The 21979-nt window shown below is 72.9% G+C and carries 18 protein-coding genes and 1 pseudogene; 7 read left to right on the forward strand and 12 right to left on the reverse strand.

Going from position 1 to position 21979, the window contains the following annotated elements; genetic code table 11:
- Positions 1-7 precede the first annotated feature (7 nt).
- The 6 genes from OG900_04630 to OG900_04655 form a co-directional block, all read right to left on the reverse strand.
- Positions 8-991: a hypothetical protein gene (locus OG900_04630; GenBank protein WUH89508.1), complete on the reverse strand. Its 984-nt coding sequence runs from the start codon at positions 989-991 to the stop codon at positions 8-10.
- Between the two features lie 138 nt (positions 992-1129).
- On the reverse strand, positions 1130-1834 hold the full coding sequence (locus OG900_04635) for a response regulator transcription factor (protein WUH89509.1): 705 nt from the start codon (positions 1832-1834) through the stop codon (positions 1130-1132).
- A gap of 161 nt (positions 1835-1995) precedes the next feature.
- On the reverse strand, positions 1996-2715 hold the full coding sequence (locus OG900_04640; GenBank protein ID WUH89510.1) for a CBS domain-containing protein: 720 nt from the start codon (positions 2713-2715) through the stop codon (positions 1996-1998).
- Between the two features lie 256 nt (positions 2716-2971).
- On the reverse strand, positions 2972-3694 hold the full coding sequence (locus tag OG900_04645) for an FAD:protein FMN transferase (GenBank protein ID WUH95611.1): 723 nt from the start codon (positions 3692-3694) through the stop codon (positions 2972-2974).
- 34 nt (positions 3695-3728) lie between these two features.
- A complete protein-coding gene (locus OG900_04650; GenBank protein ID WUH89511.1) occupies positions 3729-4208 on the reverse strand; it encodes an FMN-binding protein in 480 nt (159 codons plus the stop codon).
- A 7-nt stretch (positions 4209-4215) separates the two neighbouring features.
- Positions 4216-5583 (reverse strand): ferredoxin reductase family protein, encoded by a 1368-nt coding sequence (locus OG900_04655; GenBank protein ID WUH89512.1) that lies wholly within the window; start codon positions 5581-5583, stop codon positions 4216-4218.
- 151 nt (positions 5584-5734) lie between these two features.
- Here OG900_04655 and OG900_04660 point away from each other — a divergent pair, with 151 nt between their 5' ends.
- Together OG900_04660 and OG900_04665 are read left to right on the forward strand one after the other, a co-directional pair.
- Positions 5735-6475, forward strand: coding sequence for a response regulator transcription factor (locus OG900_04660; GenBank protein WUH89513.1), 741 nt, complete (start codon positions 5735-5737; stop codon positions 6473-6475).
- Positions 6475-7929 (forward strand): HAMP domain-containing histidine kinase, encoded by a 1455-nt coding sequence (locus OG900_04665; GenBank protein WUH95612.1) that lies wholly within the window; start codon positions 6475-6477, stop codon positions 7927-7929. The genes OG900_04660 and OG900_04665 overlap by 1 nt, the downstream gene beginning before the upstream one ends.
- Here the strand turns inward: OG900_04665 and OG900_04670 are convergent.
- From OG900_04670 to OG900_04680, 3 genes and pseudogenes are all read right to left on the reverse strand, one after another.
- Positions 7895-8401: an FAD-dependent oxidoreductase gene (locus OG900_04670; GenBank protein ID WUH89514.1), complete on the reverse strand. Its 507-nt coding sequence runs from the start codon at positions 8399-8401 to the stop codon at positions 7895-7897. The two genes, OG900_04665 and OG900_04670, sit on opposite strands and share 35 nt — an antisense overlap.
- 5 nt (positions 8402-8406) lie before the next feature.
- Positions 8407-11057, reverse strand: a pseudogene (adhE, locus tag OG900_04675) (bifunctional acetaldehyde-CoA/alcohol dehydrogenase).
- 30 nt (positions 11058-11087) lie between these two features.
- Positions 11088-11645 (reverse strand): hypothetical protein, encoded by a 558-nt coding sequence (locus tag OG900_04680; GenBank protein WUH89515.1) that lies wholly within the window; start codon positions 11643-11645, stop codon positions 11088-11090.
- A 212-nt stretch (positions 11646-11857) separates the two neighbouring features.
- Between OG900_04680 and OG900_04685 the strand changes: the two genes are divergently transcribed.
- The 4 genes from OG900_04685 to gap all read left to right on the forward strand — a co-directional run bounded on the left by OG900_04685 (position 11858) and on the right by gap (position 17126).
- Positions 11858-12700 carry a universal stress protein gene (locus OG900_04685; protein ID WUH89516.1) on the forward strand — a complete coding sequence of 281 codons (843 nt, stop codon included), beginning with the start codon at positions 11858-11860 and terminating at the stop codon, positions 12698-12700.
- Positions 12701-12808: 108 nt separating this feature from the next.
- Complete coding sequence (locus tag OG900_04690; GenBank protein ID WUH89517.1) at positions 12809-15193, forward strand: phosphoketolase family protein; 2385 nt, start codon at positions 12809-12811, stop codon at positions 15191-15193.
- A 198-nt stretch (positions 15194-15391) separates the two neighbouring features.
- Positions 15392-16018: a hypothetical protein gene (locus OG900_04695; protein WUH89518.1), complete on the forward strand. Its 627-nt coding sequence runs from the start codon at positions 15392-15394 to the stop codon at positions 16016-16018.
- Positions 16019-16118: 100 nt separating this feature from the next.
- Positions 16119-17126: a type I glyceraldehyde-3-phosphate dehydrogenase gene (gene gap / locus OG900_04700; GenBank protein WUH89519.1), complete on the forward strand. Its 1008-nt coding sequence runs from the start codon at positions 16119-16121 to the stop codon at positions 17124-17126.
- A 61-nt stretch (positions 17127-17187) separates the two neighbouring features.
- Here gap and OG900_04705 read toward each other — a convergent pair whose 3' ends face one another.
- The 3 genes from OG900_04705 to OG900_04715 all read right to left on the reverse strand — a co-directional run bounded on the left by OG900_04705 (position 17188) and on the right by OG900_04715 (position 19762).
- Complete coding sequence (locus OG900_04705) at positions 17188-18033, reverse strand: universal stress protein (GenBank protein ID WUH89520.1); 846 nt, start codon at positions 18031-18033, stop codon at positions 17188-17190.
- A 627-nt stretch (positions 18034-18660) separates the two neighbouring features.
- Positions 18661-19413 (reverse strand): AraC family transcriptional regulator, encoded by a 753-nt coding sequence (locus tag OG900_04710; GenBank protein WUH89521.1) that lies wholly within the window; start codon positions 19411-19413, stop codon positions 18661-18663.
- Positions 19414-19459: 46 nt separating this feature from the next.
- Entirely contained in the window at positions 19460-19762 is a 303-nt protein-coding gene (locus OG900_04715) for an antibiotic biosynthesis monooxygenase (protein WUH89522.1), read from the reverse strand.
- Positions 19763-20246: 484 nt separating this feature from the next.
- On the opposite strand from OG900_04715, the gene OG900_04720 reads away from it, so the two are divergent.
- The gene (locus OG900_04720) at positions 20247-21863 is read left to right on the forward strand and encodes a hypothetical protein (GenBank protein ID WUH89523.1); all 1617 of its coding nucleotides are present in this window, start codon (positions 20247-20249) and stop codon (positions 21861-21863) included.
- Positions 21864-21979 lie beyond the last annotated feature (116 nt).

The following is a 21979-nucleotide window of genomic DNA, read 5'->3' on the forward strand; positions in this document are numbered from 1 at the left end:
GCCCGCGTCAGTCGTCCCGTCCGTCGAGCACGTCGCCCACCGGTCGGCGGGGGCTTGCCGGTCCTTCCGGGCCGTAACCCAGCCGGATGAGCATCTGCACATGTCCCGCGCCCTCACGGGGGTCGCGGAGCGCCCAGCGGATGTCGGGCCATTCCAGGGCCTGGTGGAGCAGCGAGGCACGCAGGTGGTGGACGGTGCCGGCCAGCAGGATGCTCTCCAGCGCCTGGCCCGCCCGCAGCCAGTCGGCGCGGCGGTCGTGGCGGGTGGAGAGCACAGCGATCAGCGGGTGCGGTTCGAATGCCGCCGACGGCCCCGCCCAGGCCGGTCGCAGGGACGCGAAGTCCCTGACCGGAAGGTGTCCGGTCGCGTCCCGCGGTCCGAGCACCGCGCCCGGCATGCCGTCCGGCGCTCCGTCCCGAACCCATCTGCGGTTCTCCGCACAGCGAGCCGGGTCGGTCGCCGTGAACCACTCCGCCTCCGCGGTCAGTTGCAGGATCCGCCGGGTCTCGCGCGCGGTGGGGACGGCCAGTTGGGCGCCCTCCTTGACCGCCGCCTCGGTCAGCTCGGAGAGGACCTCCGCCGGCACCTGCCCCGCGGAGAAGGGGAGTCGGCTGCTGTGCCGGCGCCACACCGCGTCGTAGAGGTCCGCTCCGTGGCGCCGTCGGCCGGCCCGAGAACCCGCCAGTCGCACCGACGCCAGCAGATCGGGCTCAGGGGGCCTGGGCAGCAGCCGCACCACCGGCTCCCAGCCCCAATACGCCACCGCCACCCGCAGGTTGAACACCGCGGCCCCGACCGACAGGTGCAGCGCCCGGCCCACCGGATCGGTGTGCCGCAGCGCGCGTTCGGTCGCCGCGCGTACCTCGATCGTGCAGGTGTCGGGATCGAGGCGGTAGCGCCAGGGCTGCGTGTTGTGGAGCGAAGGGGCCGCCACAGCGGCCGCGATCAGCTTTTCCAGGGTCGCCGCGTCCAGCGGGCTGGTGGTCTGCATGGTGCTCTCCTCGGGCCGTCCTGCGTCAAGCCTGGCGGCCGCCGGAGGGCGACGGCAGGGCCGGCAGGTCCCGGGAGCGTGGGCCGACCGGCCCTGCGGCTCGGCGCCGGCCGTACGAGTCGGCGCCGAACCTGCCGCTCAGCGCCGGCCGTTGCGCGGGTCCGGCGACGGCGCGGCGCTGTTCGAGGCGATGACCGCGGCCTGGACCCGGCGTTCGACACCGAGTTTGCCGAGGAGCCGCGAGACGTTGTTCTTCACGGTCTTCTCCGACAGGTAGAGCTGCTTGCCGATCTGCCGGTTGGTGAGGCCGTCGCCGATGAGCGCGAGGATCTCGCGCTCCCGGGGTGACAGGGCCGCCAGCGGCTCCTTTTCCGAGCCCGCGCCGGAGTGCTCGTCGCGCAGGCTGCTCATCAGCCGGGCGGTGGTCGCCGGATCCAGCAGGGACTGGCCGGAGGCGACCGTCCGTACCGCCGTGACCAGGTCGGAACCCTTGATCTGCTTGAGCACGTATCCGGCCGCGCCCGCCATGATCGCGTCGAGCAGCGCGTCGTCGTCGTCGAAGGACGTCAGCATCAGGCAGGCCAGGGACGGCATGGCCGAACGCAGTTCCCGGCAGACCGAGATCCCGTCGCCGTCGGGAAGCCGGATGTCCAGGACGGCCACGTCCGGGCGCAGGGCGGGGCCGCGAGCCATCGCGTGACCCGCCGAATCGGCCTCGCCGACCACCTCGATGTCGGGTTCGGCGTCCAGCAGGTCGTGGACCCCGCGGCGCACCACCTCGTGGTCGTCGACGAGGAAGACCCGGATCGGGGACTCCGCGGAGAATCGCGCTGCCTCACTCATGGACGGACCTTCACCTGTCGTCTGCCGGCCCGATGCCGTGCTGTGCCTCCGATCATCGCGCGCGGGCCGATCCGGCACCAGGGCCGAACGGACCCGTCAGCCGGTCCGCCGGCCCCTGGGAAGGCCGAGCAGGTTCCTTCAGGGAGGGTTGCGGAAGGTTTTCAGAGTTTGTGCAGCCACTCGTCGGCGACGCCGTGCGTGGACGAGGACACGGCCCGCAGGCTGGAGTCGTCGAGGCGACCGGTGAGGCGGTTGTCGACGGCGACGACGCCGTCGATCCGGGCGGTGGCCTTGCCCGCGATGGACACGTCGCTGTCGCGCTCCAACGTGCCGTCCAACGTCACCACGCCGTCATGGACCGTCACGTCCGCTGCCTGCGGGGTCAGCCACAGGGTGTGGACGAGCACCTCCTGGATGACGTCCTCGCGGATGTCGGCGTCGGGGCGGAGGAACACCTGCAGTACGTCGCGCCGAGTGACGATCCCGACCAGCCGGTCTTCCTCGTCGAGGACCGGAAGCCGCTCGACGCGGTGCTGGGCCATGGTGCGAGCGGAGAAGGCGATCGAGTCGTCCGCGTGGACGGTCACGGGAGGGGTGGACATCAACTGGCCGGCCGTCGTCGCCTCGGCCTTCACCGCCACCCGCCGGGATGCCGGACGCACCAGCAGGCGGCGTCGCCGGGCGGCATCGTCCCCTCGGGCCTGGCGGGCCATCAGGTCCGACTCCGAGAGGACACCGATCACCCTCTCGTCGTCGTCCACGACAGGCAGGCCGCTGATTCGGTGCTGCGCCAGGAGAGTTGCGACCTGCTTGAACGAGGTCGCCTCCCGGACGCTGACGACGTCGCTCGTCATGACGTTGCCGACTTTGCGGAATTTCATGGTGTGCTCCTGTGAGTGCGGGCCGGCTGCTGTGTGCGGACGGCGGGGCGGGGGACCCGGTGCGCTGTGCGTGGGGAAGTCCCGCTTCCACCGTCCAGCGGTTCCCGCTGCGGTGGGAGGGCGGCCTGGGCCGCTGTCGGGGGCCGATCGGCCCCAGCAGAGGGCCGCCGCCGTCAGGCGCCCTGGGCGGTCGGGCCGTGTCGCGGTCCCGTCGGCCGGGTGCCGCGCTCGTGCACGGACGTGACGGACCGCGAGGTCACCGGCGGGTCGGCCCGCCGTCCGGTCCGGTCCCGCCCGTGGTCCACGAGGTGCCGTCCGCGGCGACCGCGAAGCACCGGGTGCCGGGAAGTGACTCCAGCCAGGGGCGGGCGCGGTCGCCCATGGCGTAGCCGGCGGTGGCATGGGCGTCGGCGTCGGTCAGCCTGCGGGTGACCACGGTGAGGGAAGCCAGGGCGGCGGCCGGGGGGAGGCCGGTGCGCGGGTCGACGATGTGGCAGCCGCGTTCCGCGGGGCCCGAGGTGGCGACGGCCAGTTCACCGTCGGCGTGGACGGCAGTGGCCAGTTCGCCCTTGCGCAGTGGATCGGCGACACCGATCCGCCACGGCCCGCCGTGCACCTGGACGTCGCCGCCGCCGTTGACGCACACCGCCTCGGCGCCGGCCGAGGAGACCATCGCGGCCGCCCGCTCGACCGCCCAGCCCTTGACCAGGCCGGTGGGGTCGAAGCCGCCCGCGTACCGCGCGCTGAAAAAGCCGTCGCTGCGCCGCTCGGCGGCCTCGCAGAGCCCGAGCACCTCCCACACCTCAGGTGAGCACGCGGACAGCGCCAGAGTTCCCCGCGCCAGCCGGCTGATCTGGCTTTCGGGCCGGTAGGTGGAGAAGACCTCGTCGACGTGGTGCAGCCAGGCCGCCGCGGCTTCGAGGGCCGCGGCCGCCCGGGAGCCGCCGCCGCGCACGTCGAAGGAGAAGACGGTGCCCATGGTCCGCTCCACCCGGCGCAGCCGGGCGACGACCTCAGGCACCGGCCTTGTCCAGGGCGCTCTGCAGGGACTGGACATAACCCTCGCTGGTGTACGTCGCTCCGGAGACGGTGTCGATGTGCGCGCTCTGCGCGGCCAGTGCCTCCTGTGTGAGCTGGGGCACCGCGAAGCCGGCGATCTCCCGGTCACGGGGGTTGCCGTCCGGCACCCGGATGGCGGACACGGCCGTGATCCTCCCCCCGTTCAAGGTGATCCGGAGCTGCACGGGACCGTAGCGGGTCTGCACCGTGTCGCCGTCCACGGTGCGGGTCGCCGTCGAGCCCCCCGCGCCCGTCCCGGTGGAGGGGGACGCCGGCGGGGCGGACGGCATCGGAGCGGGGGCCGCAGGAGGGGCGGCGGCGCTGCCGGGCCCGCCCGTCGTGTGCGGCTTGAGGCTGAGCAGGAGGACCACACCGGCTACGGTCGCCAGGGTGCTGAGCAGGGCACGCCGCAGCGGGCGGGCGGTGGGGTTCACGGGCGTCTCACAGTTCGAACGACTCGTGGTGGATGTGCCGGGCGGGCACGCCGGCGGAGCGCAAGGCCTGGTAGGAGGCCTGGGCCATGCCGGGCGGCCCGCACAGGTAGACGTCGTGCCCGGCGATGTCGGGTACGGCGGAGCGCAGGACGTCGGCGGTGATGCGCGGACCGCGGCCGTCGGCCCGGTTGAGCAGGTAGTGCAGGCGTGCGCCGCGGGTGCGGGCTATGGACTCCAGCTCTTGCCGCAGCGTCAGGTCGTCCGCGGTACGGGCCCGGTAGATCAGCGTCAGGTCGCCGGGCCTCGCGGGCAGGGACTCGAACAGGGCGCGCAGCGGTGTCACCCCGACCCCGCCGGCGAGCAGCAGGACCTTCTGCCGGGTCCTGCGGTCCGCCGTCAGCGCGCCGTACGGCCCTTCGGCCCAGATCCGGGTGCCGGGCCGCAGCCGCGCCAGGGCCGCGCTGTGACCGCCCACCTCCTTGACGGTGATGCGCAGCAGGTCGGGACGGGGAGCCGTGGACAGCGAGTACGGGCTCGCCGTCCACCACAGCCCGGGGGCCAGGAAGCGCCAGCGCAGGAACTGGCCGGCCCGCGCCGCCAGCTCCGGCAGTCGCTCGCCCCGCACGATCACCGACACCACCTCGGGGGTCTCCCTGACGACATGGGTCACGTGCAGGCGGTGGCGCAGGTTCAGCCGCAGCGGCGCCGCGAGCCGGTACCAGAGCACCGCGGCAGCGACCGTCGCGTAGAGCGCGTACCACGATCCCCGCGCGAGCGGGTGCGCCGAGAAGTCCGCACCGAGGGCGAGCTGGTGCGAGAAGGCCAGGAAGACCGCCAGGTAAGTGAGCAGATGCAGGTAGTACCAGGTCTCGTAGCGGACCCTGCGGCGTACCGCCCGCACGGAGACGGCTCCGACGGTGAGCAGCAGCAGCCCGCCGATCGTGCCCTTGAGCATCTCGGGGTAGGTCAGGACGACGGTCGTCGTCTCGCCGATGACGCCGGTGTGTGCCTGGACCGCGTAGCCCCAGAGGATCAGTGTGATGTGCGCGACCAGCAGGCACACGGTGTAGCGGCCGAGCGCGGCGTGCCACCGGGCCACCCGGTCGCTGCCCACTCCCTGCTCCAGGACGGGGACCCGGGCCATCAGGCCGACCAGCAGCGCGCAGCAGTAGGCGCTGAGCAGACCCGCGATCCGGCCCGCGCCGATGAGCCAGTCCGCGGTGCCGACCACGGCACCGGTGTCCTGCCACCACAGCGCCAGGACCGCGGCCGCGCCCGCCCAGCAGAGCACGAGGACCAGCGCGGCCGGAGAACCCCGTCGCCGAGGGGAGGGCACCGCGTGCTGTGCCGGGCGCGGCCTGTATGTCGTGGCCATGGTGGAAGTCCTCTCCTTCGCCTTGCACGGCCACTGTGCGGGCGAAACCTCTCAACCAGCTCTGAGTCGGCGGTCCGGCGGAAGGATCACAGCGGATTCAGAGGAAACCCAGAGCCGCACTACTGCTCGGGCGAGGGATGCTGGAAGGACCATGCACACCGCACCGCGCGCTCAGCCCGCGCCCCTCACCCGGCCCGACGGGTCGCCGGTCCGCGTCCTCGTGGTCGACGACGAGCCCGACCTCACGGAGGTCATGGCCGGCGTGCTGCGCCACGAGGGCTGGCAGGTGCGCACCGCCGGCGACGTGGCCTCCGCGCTCGCCCTGGCCGGCGACTTCCAGCCGGACGCGGTGGTCCTCGACATCATGCTGCCCGACGGCAACGGGCTCGCGGCGCTGCGTGACCTGCGGGCGGCCAGGCCCGACGTGTGTGTCCTCTTCCTCACCGCACGGGACTCCGTGGAGGACCGTATCGCCGGTATCACGGCCGGCGGCGACGACTACGTCACCAAGCCGTTCAGCCTGGCAGAAGTGCTCGCCCGGCTGCGCGGCCTGCTGCGCCGGGCGGGGATGACCCGCGCGCGCAACGACGCGGCGCTGGTCGTGGTCGGCGATCTCACCCTCGACGAGGACGCCCGGGAGGTCACCCGGGCCGGCGAGGCGATCGACCTGTCACCGACGGAGTTCGAACTCCTCCGGTACCTCATGGGCAACCCGCGCCGGGTACTGAGCAAGCGGCAGATCCTGGACCAGGTCTGGTCCTACGACTTCGGCGGCCAGGCCCACGTGGTGGAGCTCTACATCAGCTATCTGCGCCGGAAGGTCGACGCGGGCCGGGAACCGATGATCCACACCGTGCGGGGAGCGGGCTACGTGCTGAAGGCGGCGCTGTGATCAGGCGGATACTGCCGCACACCCTGCGCGCCAGGCTCACCTGCGGCCTGGTGGTGCTGCTGGCGCTGAGCTGCGCGGCGGTGGGTATCGCGGCCGTCGTCACGCTGCGCTCCTTCCTCACCGAACGGCTGGACCAGCAGCTCGGACAGGCCGGCGGGACGTTCCCGGCCAGCCTGGAGCACCGCGGGCCGGCGGAGCCGGACGGGGACAACGCCCACGTCGACACCCGCCGCCAGGCCCCCGGCACCTTCGGCGCCCGGCTGCTGGACGGGAAGGTCACCGCGGCGGGCGTCGTGCGCTCAGGAGCGGGCACGGCCGTGGCCCTGACAGCCGGCGACAAGGCGGCCCTCGCCGCGGTTCCCGTGGACGGGCACGCTCACACGCTGGAGCTCGCCGCACTCGACGACTACCGGGTGAGTGCCGTCGACGGGGACGACGGCGACATCCTGGTGACCGGCCTGCCGCTGAGCGGTGTGCAGGACGCCGTGACCCGCCTGGTCGCGGTGGAAGCGGCCGTCTTCGGCGGCGCGCTGCTGGTCGCCGGCGCGGCGGGGGTGTTCTGGGTACGGTGGTCGCTCCGGCCGCTGGACCGGGTCGCGGCCACCGCGGCCTCGGTGACCGTGCTCCCGCTGGCCAGTGGCGAGGTGGCGCTGCCCGACCGGGTCCCGGACGCCGACCCGCGGACCGAGGTCGGCCAGGTCGGTATCGCGCTGAACCGGATGCTGGGGCACGTCGAGGACGCGCTGGGCAAGCGGCACGCCAGCGAGGAGCGGCTGCGCCGCTTCGCCGCCGACGCCAGCCACGAGCTGCGCACGCCGGTCGCCTCCATCCGCGGCCACGCCGAACTGGCGAGGCTCCACCCGGGCCCCGTGCCGCCCGGTGTGTCCCGCGCGCTGGAGCGGATCACCGCCGAGTCGGTCCGGATGGGCGGCATGGTCGACGACCTGCTGCTGCTCGCCCGTCTCGACGCCGGCCGGCCGCTGGCCCGCGAGGCGGTCGACCTCACCCGGCTCGTCTTGGACGCCGTTGAGGACGCGCGGGCCGCGGGCCCCGGCCACCGCTGGGTACTCGACCTGCCGGAGTCCCCGGTCACCGTCACCGGTGATCCGCTGCGCCTCCAGCAGATCACCGGAAACCTGATGGCCAACGCGTGCCGGCACACCCCGGCCGGCACGCGGGTCACCGTCCGGCTCCGCCAGGACGAGGCGGCCGTCCGACTCGTGGTCGAGGACAACGGCCCCGGCATCCCCGCGGACGTCCGCGACACCGTCTTCGAACGCTTCGCCCGTGCCGGCCACACCCACCCGGCGACCCAGGGCCACGGCGCCGGCCTCGGCCTCGCGATCGTGACCGCGGTGGCCGGCGCCCACGGCGGATCCGCCGAGGTACGAAGCCACCCGGGCGCCACCGCGTTCACGGTCACCCTGCCCGGTCACCGCCCGACGTCCGGGTGATCCGGTGGCCGTCCGCCACGGCCCCGCGGCCCAGCTGGCGGCGTACGGCGTCCGCCACGTTCTCCACCTGGACGTGCACGCCGGCGCCCCCGACGGTGTGGATGCCGGGCGGAAGGTCCGGGCCGGCGCCGTCGAGGCCGCGCGGCAGCGGGTGCCGTCCGGTGGCCAGGACCAGGACGTCGTAGCCCAGCGTGGTGCCGTCGGTGAGGAACAGTTCGGCCCGGTCGGCGTCGACGGAGGCGACCGCGACAAGCCGGAAGCCGATCCCGTCCCGCAACCAGAGGTCGTCGGGCGCGCGCGGCGCTCCGCCGCCGTAGAGGCCGAGGGCCATGAGGAGCCGGGTTTCCGGGGCCCGGCGATCGGCGCTGTCGAGCACCACGATCCGCACGCCGCTGCCCGCGGTGCGGTGCAGCCGGTTGGCCAGCAGTGTTCCAGCGGTTCCTCCACCGACGATGACGATCTGCTTGTCCACGGGGATCACTGCCCGTCGGCGGGCGCGGTGCCCTGGTAGGCAGCACGCATCAGGTCCCGCATGTCGTCGACCATCGGCGTCCGCGGGTTGGCTGGGGCGCACTGGTCCTCGAAGGCGTTCAGTGCCTGCTGCGGCAGGGCCGCGGTGAACGCCGCCTCGTCGATGCCCATGGCGGCGAAGGACGGTTCGATGTGGACGGCGTCGCGCAGCCGCTCCACGGCCGCCGCGTAGGCGGCCACGCCCTCGGCGGGGGTCGCCGCGGGCAGGCCGAGTGCCCGCGCGATGTCCTGGAAGCGCTCAGGTGCCTGATACCTCTCGTACTTGGGCCAGCCCGTGAGCTTCGCCGGGACGGTGCCGTTGTACCGGATGACGTGCGGCAGCAGTACGGCGTTGGTCCGGCCGTGGGCGACGTGGAAGGTGGCGCCCAGCGTGTGGGACATGGCGTGGACGATGCCGAGGAAGGCGTTGCCGAAGGCCATGCCGGCGATCGTGCCGGCGTTGTGCATCTTCTCCCGCGCCGCCGGATGCCCGGCAGGACCGTTCACCGCTGCTTCCAGGTTGCCGAAGACGAGCTTGATCGCGTGCAGGGCGAGACCGTCGGTGAAGTCGTTGGCATAGACCGACACGTATGCCTCGGTGGCGTGGGTGAGGGCGTCGAAGCCGCTGTCTGCGGCTATGGCGGCGGGCAGTTCGGCCGTAGCGTGGGGTCGATGATCGCGACGCTGGGGGTCAGGGCGTAGTCGGCCAGCGGGTACTTCTTGCCGGTGGCCGGATCGGAGATGACCGCGAACGGGGTGACTTCGGCTCCGGTCCCGGATGTGGTGGGGATGCACACCAGCGTCGCCAGCTCGCCGAGCACGGGGAAGCGGAAGGCGCGCTTGCGGATGTCGGAGAACTTCTGCCGCATGTCGGAGAAGTCGACGTCCGGCTGCTCGTAGAGCAGCCACATCACCTTGGCCGCGTCCATGGCCGATCCGCCGCCGAGGGCGATGATCGTGTCGGGGTGGAAGCCGCGCATCAGGGCCGCGCCGCGCTGGACGGAGTCGATGCTCGGTTCGGGTTCGACGTCGTCGATGACCTGGATGGTCACCGGCTGCTCGCGCCGCTGCAGCACCTCGTTGACGCGGTGGACGTACCCGAGCCTGGTCATGGTGGCGTCGGTGACGACGGTGACGCGCCTGACACCGGGCATGGCCGTCAGGTAGCGGATGGCCTGCGGCTCGAAGTAGATCTTGGGCGGCACCTTGAACCACTGCAGGTTGTTCTGGCGCAGCGTCACCCTTTTGATGTTCAGCAGCTGCGCGGCGGAGACGTTGTCGGACACCGACGTTCTGCCCCAGGAGCCGCAGCCGAGGGTCAGCGAGGGCAGCAGCCGGTTGTAGATCCCGCCGATGGCGCCTTGCGAGGACGGCGCGTTGACGATGATCCGCACGGTTTGCATACGGCGGCCGTATTCCTCGGCCAGAGCCGGGTCACCGGTGTGGATGACGGCGCTGTGGCCCTGGCCGTGGAAGGCGACCATCCGGGCGGCCAGGTCGAAGCCGTGCTCGGTGGAGGCGGCCCGCAGCACGGTCAGGACGGGGCACAGCTTCTCGCGGGTCAGCGGCTCGTCGGGCCCCACGTGGTCGGCCTCGGCCAGGATGACCGAGGTTCCTGCCGGCACGGTGAAGCCGGCCTGCCGGGCGATCCACTCGCAACTCATGCCGACCGCAGCGGAGTTCACCTTCACCTCGCCGCCGCTCGGGTCCTCAGGGAAGAGATATGCCTCCAGTTGCTTCTTCTCCTGCGCTGTGGCCCGGTGCGCGTGGAGTTCGCCGAAGAGTTCGAGCGCCCGCTCGTAGATATCGCTGTCGAGGATGACGGCCTGCTCCGAGGCGCAGATCATGCCGTTGTCGAAGGACTTGGACAGCACCAGGTCGTTGACCGCCCGGCGCAGGTCCGCGCTGCGGTGGACGTAGGCGGGAACATTGCCCGCGCCGACGCCGACGGCGGGCTTGCCCGCGGAGTACGCGGCCTTGACCATGGCGTTCCCGCCGGTGGCGAGGATCATCGCGACACCGGGGTGCCGCATCAGCGCGCCGGTGGCCTCCATCGACGGCTCCTCGATCCACTGGACGCAGTGCTCGGGCGCGCCTGCGGCCACGGCGGCGTCCCGCACGGTGCGAGCGGCGATGGCGCTGCACCGCTGGGCCGAAGGGTGGAAGGCGAACACCACCGGGTTGCGTGTCTTCAGCGCGAGCAGGGCCTTGAAGACGGTGGTCGAGGTGGGGTTGGTGACCGGAGTGAGGGCGCACACGACTCCGACGGGTTCGGCGATCTCGATCAGCCCGTCGATGTCGTTGCGGCTGACCACCCCGACGGTCCTGATGCCGGCGAGGCTGTGGACGACGTGCTCACAGGCGAACATGTTCTTCGCCGCCTTGTCCTCGAACACCCCGCGCCCGGTCTCCTCCACCGCGGCGCGGGCCAGCTCGGTGTGCTGGTCCAGGGCCGCCACGGACGCCTTCGCGACGATGTGGTCGACCTCTTCCTGGGTGAGTGACCCGAACGCGGCGAGCGCAGCGGTGGCGTCGTCGACCAGCCGGTCGACGGCCGCCGCGGGCGGCGCCTGGTCGGCCGTGGCCGCCGCGGGTCGCTGAGTCCTCGGTTGAGTCATGGATCGGTCCTCCGACTTGTCGATGGCGGTTCAGGCTCTTCTGCGGTCCCACTGCGGGCCGACAACGGTCCATTCCGCGGCCCACTGCCCCGCCCGGCGCTTCGCGCCGAGCCGTACGGCGATCGCGCAGCCGAGGAGGCCCATGGCACAGGCTCCGAGGCCGACGGCTCCACCGTCGACCGCCGCCTCCAGCCGCGCGGCCGGGGCGTCGAGTGGCGCCGGCGTGAGTTGCCCCCGTCCGTCGGTCCACACGCCGACGCGGTCACCGCTCTTCTGCGCGGCGCCGACCCTGGTGCGCGCGGAGCGGCGGGTGCCGTCCGGAGCCGTCCACACCACCTCGGCGAACCGGTCGGACAGGTAGCCCGCCTGCGCCGAGGAGTCCTGGGTCAGCACCGCCGTCGTGGGATGCCGCTGCGTGCGCTGCTGGGCGAGGTGGTGCTGGACCTCGTCCGCCACCGCCACACCGGTCGTCACCGCTCCGGCAGCCGTCACTGCGCCCGCCGCCAGGAGTGCCCAGGCTTCCACGGCGTAGGACCGACGCCGCAGCGGACTGCGCCGCACCCGCCACAGCCACATCGACCTGCTCATGGTGGTCGCCTCCCGCTGGACGTCCTGCGGCGTGCCGGGTGGCCCGCACCCCACACGCTGCCCCTCCCGCGAGTCGTTGCCGAGTGCCGAACGGCCCTGTCGTGGGGACGGGTCGGCCCGCAGGACGGCGCGTGCGGGCCCTCCCGGCCGGCGGCGAGCGGTCACAAGGATGGAGACGGCAGTGCTCAGACCCGACGGTGAAGGGAACGGACATGCGTGAGCGTGAGGTGGTCGTGGGGATGGACGGATCGGTGGCGGCTTTCCGGGCGATGGATGCGGCCGCGCTCGAAGCGGAGCGCCGGTCCGCCGTCCTGGACATCGTCTCCTGTGTCCCGGATACCGATGAGGCAGGTCCCGTCCTGCGGGCGGCCGCCGCCAGGCTCGGGCAGCGGCATCCGGCCCTGGCCGTACGGCAGTCGGCGGTCGTCGGCGATCCCGTCGGTATCCTGGCCGAACGCAGCCGGAAAGCGGAACTCACCGTCGTCGGCACCCGGGGGGCCGGCGCCATCGCCGGACTGCTGACCCACTCCGTCAGCCGGGGGCTGGCCGCCCGCGCACACGGACCGCTGCTCGTCGTACGCGGCGGCGCGCACCCCGCGTCTCCGGGCCGCCGGAGAGGCGTCCTGCTCGGGCTGGAAAGCGACGACGACACCGAGGCAGCGCTGTTCGCCTTCGAGGAAGCCGCCCTGCGCGGCGGTGGGCTGACCGTCCTGCACGTGTGGTCCTACCGCCCGGCGTTCCGCGGCGGGCCCGGCCCACGCCCGGCCGGACTCGTCCAGGACGGGATCGCCCGCCAGCCGGTGGCGGCCGCCGGGGTGCCCGGGGGCGTGGTCGCGGCCCTGCCCGAGAGCGGACCCGGCCTCGCGGCGCACACCCGGCCCGTACGCGTCACTCCGTACCGAGTGCTCATCGAGGCGACCGCAAACGCCGACCTCCTGGTGCTGGCGTCACACCCCCGGCGGGCCCGGCACGGCCGCGGACTCGGCCCGGTCACCGAGGCCCTGCTGCGCCACTCGCGCTGCCCTGTCGCCGTCGTGCCGGTCCCCGCACCCTAGCCGAGGGGGGACAAGTGGCCGCGGAAGTACACCGGATGGCCCTACTCGGGAGGGTTCCGCGGCCGGGAGAGTCGGGCTCACGACCCCGACCCGCCCCGGAGGAATCCCATGTCCGACGCCCCCTCGCCCGCCGTCGCCCCGCTGTCCGAAGACGAACTGCGCGCCTTGGACGCGCACTGGCGGGCGGCGAACTACCTGGCCGTCGGCCAGATCTACCTGATGGGCAACCCGCTGCTGACCGAGCCGCTGCGCCCGGAGCACGTCAAGCCGCGGCTGCTCGGCCACTGGGGCACCTCACCGGGCCTGAACCTTGTCCACACCCACCTCAACCGGGCCGTCAAGTCCCGCGGTACGGACGCGATCTGCATATGGGGCCCCGGACACGGCGGCCCCGCGGTCCTCGCGAACTCCTGGCTGGAGGGCAGCTATTCCGAGACCTACCCGGATGTCAGCCGGGACGCGGAGGGCATGGGCCTGCTCTTCCGGCAGTTCTCCTTCCCCGGCGGGGTGCCCTCCCACGTCGCCCCGGAGACACCGGGTTCGATCCACGAGGGCGGCGAGTTGGGCTACTCCCTCTCGCACGCCTACGGCGCCGCGCTCGACAACCCTGACCTGGTCGTGGCCTGCGTGATCGGCGACGGTGAGGCCGAGACCGGACCGCTGGCCGCCTCCTGGCACTCCAACAAGTTCCTCGACCCGGTGAACGACGGCGCCGTCCTGCCGATCCTGCACCTGAACGGCTACAAGATCGCCAACCCCACGGTCCTGTCACGGCTCCCCGAAACCGAGCTGGACGAGCTGCTGCGCGGTTACGGCCACGACCCGATCCACGTCACCGGCGACGAACCCCTGGCCGTGCACCGGGCGATGGCCGCGGCGATGGACACCGCCCTGGACCGTATCGCCGCCTTCCAGAAGGCGGCCCGCGAGCAGGGCGCCACCGAACGGCCCCGCTGGCCGGTGATCGTGCTGCGCACCCCGAAGGGCTGGACAGGACCCGCCGAGGTCGACGGCCTGCCCGTCGAAGGGACGTGGCGTGCCCACCAGGTCCCGCTGTCCGAAGTCCGCACCAACCCGGCCCACCTGCGCCAGCTGGAGGAATGGCTGCGCTCCTACCGCCCCGACGAACTCTTCGACGCGGCCGGGCGCCCGCGCCCGCAGGTGCTGGCGTGCGTTCCTGACGGGGAGCGCCGGCTGGGCGCCAACCCGCACACCAACGGCGGTCTGCTGCTGCACGACCTGCCCGTCCCGGCGCTGGACCGCTTCGCGGTGCCCGTGGAGAAGCCGGGTGTCACCCTGCACGAACCCACCCGTGTCCTGGGCGACCTCCTCGCACAGGTCATGGCCGACACGGCCGGGCGCCGCGACTTCCGGATCGTCGGCCCGGACGAGACCGCCTCCAACCGGCTCCAGGCCGTCTACGCCGCGTCCGGCAAGGCATGGCAGGCAGAGACCCTGCCGGTCGACGAGAACCTGGACCCGCACGGCCGCGTGATGGAGATCCTGTCAGAACACACCTGCCAGGGCTGGCTGGAGGGCTACCTGCTGACCGGGCGGCACGGCCTCTTCTCCTGCTACGAGGCCTTCGTGCACATCGTCGACTCGATGGTCAACCAGCACGTCAAGTGGCTGCGCACCACCCGGCAGATTCCCTGGCGCCGCCCGATCGCCTCGCTCAACTACCTGCTCACCTCGCACGTCTGGCGGCAGGACCACAACGGCTTCTCCCACCAGGACCCGGGCTTCATCGACCACGTCCTCAACAAGGCACCCGAGGTCGTCCGGGTCTATCTTCCGCCGGACACCAACACCCTGCTGTCCGTCGCCGACCACGTCCTGAAGTCCAAGGACTACGTCAACGTCGTCGTCGCCGGCAAGCAGCCCACCTTCGACTGGCTGTCCCTCGACGACGCCAGGGCGCACTGCGCGCGCGGCGCCGGGATCTGGCAGTGGGCCGGCACCGAGGACGGCCGCGCCGAGCCCGACGTGGTGCTCGCCTGCGCCGGCGACGTGCCCACCCAGGAGGTCCTGGCCGCCGTCCAGTTGCTCCGCCGCCACCTGCCGCAGCTGGCCTTGCGCGTCGTCAACGTCGTCGATCTGGCACGCCTGCTGCCCGGAGAGGAGCATCCGCACGGCATGTCAGGCGCGGAGTACGACGCGCTGTTCACCCCTGACAAACCGGTGATCTTCGCCTACCACGGCTACCCCTGGCTCATCCACCGGCTCGCCTACCGCCGCACCAACCACGCCCATCTGCACGTGCGCGGCTACAAGGAGAACGGCACCACCACCACGCCCTTCGACATGGTCGTCCGCAACGACCTCGACCGCTACCGCCTCGTCATGGACGTCATAGACCGCGTTCCCGGCCTCGCCGTACCGGCCGCCCCCGTGCGCCAGTTGATGGAGGACACCCGGTTGCGGCACCACGCCTGGATACGCGAACACGGCACCGACCTGCCCGAGGTCGCCGACTGGACCTGGGAGGGCTGAGCCCCCGCCCGACCGTCACAGGGGCCCGTCGGAGAGATCCGGCGGGCCCCGCCGCCATGCGCCGACACCGCCCCAACCGGGCCTGCGGGCAGGGCCGTTCGGCCCCCCGGCCGGGGTCTTGGGCCCCCAGCGCCGACACCGCCGCGCGCAGGACAGTAATGGCGTACCCAACAACCACCCACTGAACAGGGAGTCACCATGGCCGTCCACCACAACACCCCCCGGCACACCGGATTCCACCTGCCCACCTGGAACGGGGCATCCGCCGGCGACGTGAGCGACACGGCGACCACCGCCGCCGGCGCCACCACCGCCGCCGCCAAGTCGCTGGCCGCCGTGCGGATCGCGACCGGGTTCATCTTCCTGTGGGCGTTCCTCGACAAGACCTTCGGCTGGCACTACGCCACCGGATCCGGCAAGGGCTGGATCGACGGCGGCTCGCCGACCAAGGGCTTCCTCACCGGGGTCTCCGCCGGCCCGCTGCAGTCCTTCTTCCACAGCATCGCCGGACAGGGCTGGACCGACTGGCTGTTCATGCTCGGCATGCTCGGCATCGGCGTCGCCCTCGTCAGCGGCATCGCCCTGCGGGCCACCGCCGTGGCCGGCACCACCCTGATGGCGATGATGTGGGCCGCCGAATGGCCGCCCGCCCAGCACCTGTCGACCGGCGCCCCGAGCATGTCGTCCAACCCGTTCGTGGACTACCACGTCGTCTACGCCCTCGCGATGATCCTGTTCGCCCTCACCGCGGCAGGCACCGCCTGGGGCCTCGGCCGCCGCTGGGCGCAACTCCCCGTCGTCCGCGACCACCAGTGGCTCCGGTAACAGTGCCCGGTCCGCCCACCACGGGGCACCGCCCACCGGGCGGTGCCCCGCACAGTCTCCCCCCACCACCGCCGGACCCCGGCGAAAGGAAGCGCCTGCCATGACCGTCCGCATCGGCATCAACGGCTTCGGCCGCATCGGCCGCAGCTACCTGCGTGCCCTCCTGGCCCGTGAGGCATCCGAGATCGAGGTGGTCGCCGTCAACGACATCGCCCCGGTCTCCACCCTCGCCCATCTGCTGGAGTACGACTCCACCTACGGCCGGCTCCACACCCCTGTCAGCCACGACGACCGCAGCCTCACCGTGGCCGGCCACCGCATAGCGGTGACCGCGCACCGCGACCCTGCCGCTCTCGCCTGGTCCGAGGAGAGCGTGGACATCGTGATCGAGTCCACCGGCCGCCTGCGCACCCGCGACCAGGCCGCCGCCCACCTGAAGGCCGGGGCCAGGAAGGTCCTGCTGTCGTCACCGGGCACGGACGTCGACGCCACCTTGGTCATGGGCGTGAACCACACCGCCTACGAGCCGGCGCGACACGACATCGTCTCCAACGCCTCCTGCACGACGAACTGCGTGGCGCCGATGGTCGCGGTCCTCCAGGACCGGTTCGGGATCGAGAGCGGCCTGATGACGACCGTCCACGGCTACACCAACGACCAGTCCCTGCTGGACGGCCCGCACAAGGACCTGCGACGCGCCAGGTCAGCCGCCCTGAGCCTCATCCCCACCAGCACCGGCGCGGCCCGCGCCGTCGGACTGGTGCTGCCGGCGCTGGCCGGAAAACTGGACGGCATCGCCGTCCGCGTACCGGTCGAGGACGGCTCCCTCACCGACCTGACCGTCCTGCTGGCCCGCGGCACCTCCGCCGACGAGGTGAACGCCGCCTTCGACCAGGCCGCGGCCGGCCCGCTCGCCGGCATCCTCCGCGTCAACACCGCACCCATCGTCTCGCGCGACGTGATCGGCGATCCGGCGTCCTGCATCATCGACGCACCGCTGACCCAGGTGCACGACCGCCTGGTGAAGGTCTTCGGCTGGTACGACAACGAGTGGGGCTACAGCAACCGGCTGCTCGACCTCACGCAGTACGTCGCAGCCCGCCTGTGACATTCCCGGGCAGATGTGTGGGGCCCGCCCCGAACCGGGCGGGCCCCACACATCTGCCCGGTCAGTGGCGCGAGGCCAGCAGCACAGGGCAGGCGCTGTGGTGGGCGACCGCGTGCGCGACCGCCCCGAGGGCGGACACCTTCCGCGGCCCACGGCCGACGACCAGGAGATCCGCTCCGGCGGAAGCCCGTACCAGCGCGTCGGCCGGACCGAGCAGGCGGACGTCGGGGAGGACATGCACCCCGGGATACTTCTCCCGCCAACCGCGCAGCACGTCGTCCAGCAGCAGCACCTCGGCGTCCTCCCACTCCGCCCGGTCCTCCTCCAGCACGGCGATCGCCGACTCGTCGTACGGCGGCGGAAGGTGCCAGGCGTGCACCGCCCGCAGTCGGGCCCTTCCCAGCCGAGCCGCGTCGAACGCCAGGTCCAGCGCCTTCCCGTCGGGATTGTGTGCGTCGACGCCGACCACCACCTCGGGAACCCTGTCATCAGCGAGGACAGGTGCCGGAACGAGCGCCACTGGACAAGGAGCAGCACCCGCCACCCCCAGCGCCACCGATCCCAGCCGCAGTCCGGCGAACCCGCCAGTACCCCGAGTGCCGACCACCAGCAGATCCGCGCCTTGCCCGATCTCGCTCAGCACCTCCGCCGGCGTCCCGGGCACCTCCCGCGCCATGGCCTCCAGCCTGGGGTGGTCCCGCACGATCCCGGCGAGCGTGATCCCTGCGACGTGCTGCCGCGCCCGACCGGGCACGGCCGAGACCCCTGCCGGTGCCGGGTGGACCGGAGGAACAACCGTGACGACCCGCAGGGCCAGCCCCCGCGACACCGCCTGGGCCGCGGCCCATCGCGCCGCGACGACGCCTGCTCCCGAACCGTCGAATCCGACCACCGCATACCGAGTCATCGTGTGTCGCCCTCCAGGCGTCGCCCCCACGGTGTCCGTCACCGCGGGTCCTCCTCCCACGGTCACCCGAACCGCGTGACACGGCCACCGGCCGATCAGTCCGGGCCATGGGCCGATCAGCCCTTCTTCTCGACTTCGGCCTCGCCCCGGCCTCTGAGAGCGAGGCGGTGGTGACCGGCGGGCAGCAGGGCGTCCCCGCCTCGCCGGCTTCGGCCGCTCAACCCCCCCGACCGGCTGGACCCGGGCGTCGGAGTGCCTGTCGCACGCGGGCAGGTGCCGCCCATGACCGCCTCGACGTCGGCCCCGGGCGTCACGGTGCAGGAGAAGCGGTCGAGGACGGGCCGGGGAGCGCCGGCACTGCCCGGCTCGGCGGTCCCGGGGCGGGTGAACCCCACGACGACGCGCACCGCGGTGCCGCCCCGCTCCAGGCGGAGCACGTCGCCCGTACCGGCACTGTCCTGGATCTCCCGGTCGGCCGGGCAGTCGGCTCGCGCACGACGGGATCCCGGCTCCCGGCGAAACCGCGGCCGAGAAAAGGCGGTGTCCAGGTGCGGCCGCGGCCGCGTTCTGCTGCCCGGGACATGATGCGTGATCCTGCCGCCACGCCGCCGGCCCGGCGCCGCGGGCTCAGGGACGGAAGCTGGCCCTGTAGTCGGTGGGCGTGCGGCCGGTCAGTTCCCGGAAAGCGGCGTTGAACGCCGACAGGGAGGTGTAGCCGACCGTGAAGGCGATCTCCGTCACCGGGGTATCGCCTGCGGCGAGTTCCTCGATCGCGCGCAGCAGGCGCATCCGGCGCAGGGCCGCCCGCCAGGTCATGCCGGTCTCGTCCGAGAAGCGGCGTGCCAGCGACCGCGGCGCGAGGCCGACCTCCTGCGCCAGGTCCTCGAAGCGGACGTCACCGTCGAGCCGCTCCTCGGTCAGTCGCAGGGCCCGGCGCAGCTCCGGAGACCGCCCGACCGGCACGACGACCGGGCTCGGCCGCTCGGCGAGCCGCCAGGTCACCGCGGCGAGCGCGGCGAACAGGGTCTCGGCGTACGCGGTGAGGGGCTGGTCGCTGTCGCCCCACGCGCCGCACTCGGCCACCAGGGAGCGTGCGAGGGGGCTGAGGTCGAACACGGTCAGCGGCGCGGGCGGGGGCGGGGTGAATCCGGTGTCGAAGAGCGCCGACGCGGTCGTGACCGGCCCCGGGATACTCACCTGGATCGCCCGGCCCGCCTCGATCAGTGCGGCCCGAGCCGGCGGCAGCAGCCACGCCCGGCCCTGCGCCTCCAGCCGGAGGGCGCCGGCGGAGGCGCAGAGCAGATAATGGCGGTCGACGCGGAATTCGCGAGCGGGCCCCGCGGCGAAGGTGCGGACGAAGCTGTACGCCTGGCGGGTCATCGATGGCCTCGCACGAGCCGATTTTAGCGGTCCGCCGCGATACCGGTCAGGCGACCGTCGCCAGCAACTCGGCGCGGAAGCGCCGGCTCACCGGCGCGCCGGCCATGATCGGCCGGATCGCCTCGCTGAAACGCGCGAAGGAGGCTGACTCCAGGTAGCCGTCGAACGCCGCCTCGTCCTCCCATTCGTGCACGATGGTGACCCGGCCGTCGTCCTCCCGGGAGGCGTACACCCGGAAGGCGAGGTTGCCGGGCATGGCGCTGATCCGGCCGCGCTCGGCGTCGAGTTGGCCGAGGGCGGCCGCGCGGTCGGTGGCGGCGGTGCCGAAGTCGACGATGGCGATGATCACGGGGACCTCCTGGATCGGGGCAGCGGTTGCTGCGGATGCGATGTCCCACATCCTCACGCGGACCACCGCGGCAGGCCTCCGCCGACCGGACGCGTTCACGCTCCCATCGGACAGGCGGGGTCACTGCGGCCAGCGGCTGCCGTACGGCGACGCCGAACTCGCGGGCCTGCGCGCGCTGGGGACCGCCGGCCCTCAGGACGACCCGACCGTGCTCCTTGTGCCGGCCTGGTCCCGGGGTGAGGGGCAGCTCGGCCAGGCGGCGGCCGTGTTCGGGGGGCATCACGCGGTCCTCGGCGGACCCGGTCGTAGGCGCACCACTCGGCTTCCCCGGCCTGGCGTTCATCGACGGCGCCCACACCAACAGGCCCGCGTACAACCTTTGTTCACCGATCACAGTCTTCGTGTTCACATTACGAGGATCAAGGGGCGGGACATGATGGGGTTGCGCGGGCGGCGCGGTGCGTCGCGGAGCAGAGCGCGGTGGATGGTCACCGCCGTGGTGGCGGTGGGTCTGGCGGCGGGCGCCGCCATGTCGCCCGCCCAGGCCGACAGCACGCGGATATCGGTGCTCGCCCCGACGCAGCTGCCGCTGCCGCTGGGGCCGTCCGCCGGGCAGAACCCGGTGAAGTCCCTGAAGGTGCAGCTCGTCCGCAGCGTTGTCGGGGGTGTGCTGGCGGGCTCGCTGACGATCGACACCTCCGACATCTCCGGCCTCGCCGACATCACCTGGCCGTCGGCCTGCACGCCGGCCGCGGACGGCAGCGGGGCCGAGTGCGACGTCCCGATCGCGGACCGGACGCTGGACTCGTCGGTGGTGCTGCAACTGAAGGCGGCCGCCGGGGCTCACAGCGGTGCCTCGGGGGTGATCCGCTCCACCGGCCACGCGCCGGGCAAGGCGGACGATCACGCTCAGACGCAGGTCAGCGTGCGGGCGGGTGCCGACGTCGAGCTGCACGGGGTGCCGGACAAGCTCGGGCCGGCGCCGGGCGGCACGGTGGCGCTGCCCTTCGCCCTGACCAACCACGGCGGTGAGCCGGGAGAGGGCACGGCGCTGTACGCGACCCCCTCGCACGCCCTGGACTCCGTGCCGCGGTTCGGCAACTGCTGGTACGAGGTCGACGGCGCCGGCAAGGTCGGCTTCATGATGTGCGCGCTCCCGCCGGTCACGCCCGGCGGCACGGTGTCGTACGGGGGCCTGACCTTCACCGCGGGTGCCAACGCGCTGATCGAGGACGTGGAATTCGGCGCCGGCCCGTACACCTCCGACACTCTGGCCACCGAGCGCAAGCAGCACACGCTGGTCCAGGGCACAGGACCGGACCTGGCCCCCGACGGCTCCCCCGTCCTCGCGAACGGCACGCCGTACATGGGCGACGTGAAGGTCGACGTCGCCAACACCGCTGAGCTGGCCCTGTCGGTGCCGCAGCTGCGGGGCAAGAAGGGCGCGTTGGTCGACGCCGTCGTGTCGGTCGCCAACCAGGGGCCGGCCGACTACGTGGACGCGTGGGGCGAGAACCCGATCGACTACGTCGACTTCCGCCCCCCGCCGGGGACCACGGTGGTCGACCTCTTCGAGAACTGCGGCGTCTACGACGCGAACGGCAAGCCGCTGAACCACAACGTCCGCGGCGCCCGGTACTCCTGCCCGCTCGGCTTCTACTTCCTGAGCGGCAAGTCGCAGGACATCCACTTCAAGCTGCGGGTGGACAAGGTCGTGCCCAACGCGACCGGCAGCGCGTCCGTCGCGGCCAGGGCGTACGACAAGAACACCGCGAACAACAGCGCGAAGGTCGTGCTCAACGCGGCCTCGGGCGGCACCGCGATCGGCGGCGGCACCTCGGGCGGTGGCACCTCGGGCGGTGGCACCGGCGGCAGCGGCACCGGGGGTACGACGGGGTCCGCGGGCGGCAGCGTCTCCGGCGGCACCGGCGGGACGGCCGGCACCTCGGGGACGTCGGGCACGTCCGGCTCCACCAGCGGCGACCTGGCGGCCACCGGCGGCGACCCGGTCGGCCTGATCGGCGGAATCGCGCTGGGCTGCGGCCTGATCGGCGGCGCGGTGCTGCTCGTGGTGCGCTCGCGGCGGCGTTCGGCAGCGTGACGCGGCGCTGGACGCCGTGGCCCCGGGGTCACGGCGTCCAGCCGGCCGCATGCGACGAGCAGGCCGGCGGCGCTCGCCGCCGTCGGCTCAGCCCGCTACCTCGCCCGGCGGACCGG

Origin of the sequence: Streptomyces sp. NBC_00433, assembly GCA_036015235.1 — a bacterium.
GTDB lineage: Bacteria > Actinomycetota > Actinomycetes > Streptomycetales > Streptomycetaceae > Actinacidiphila.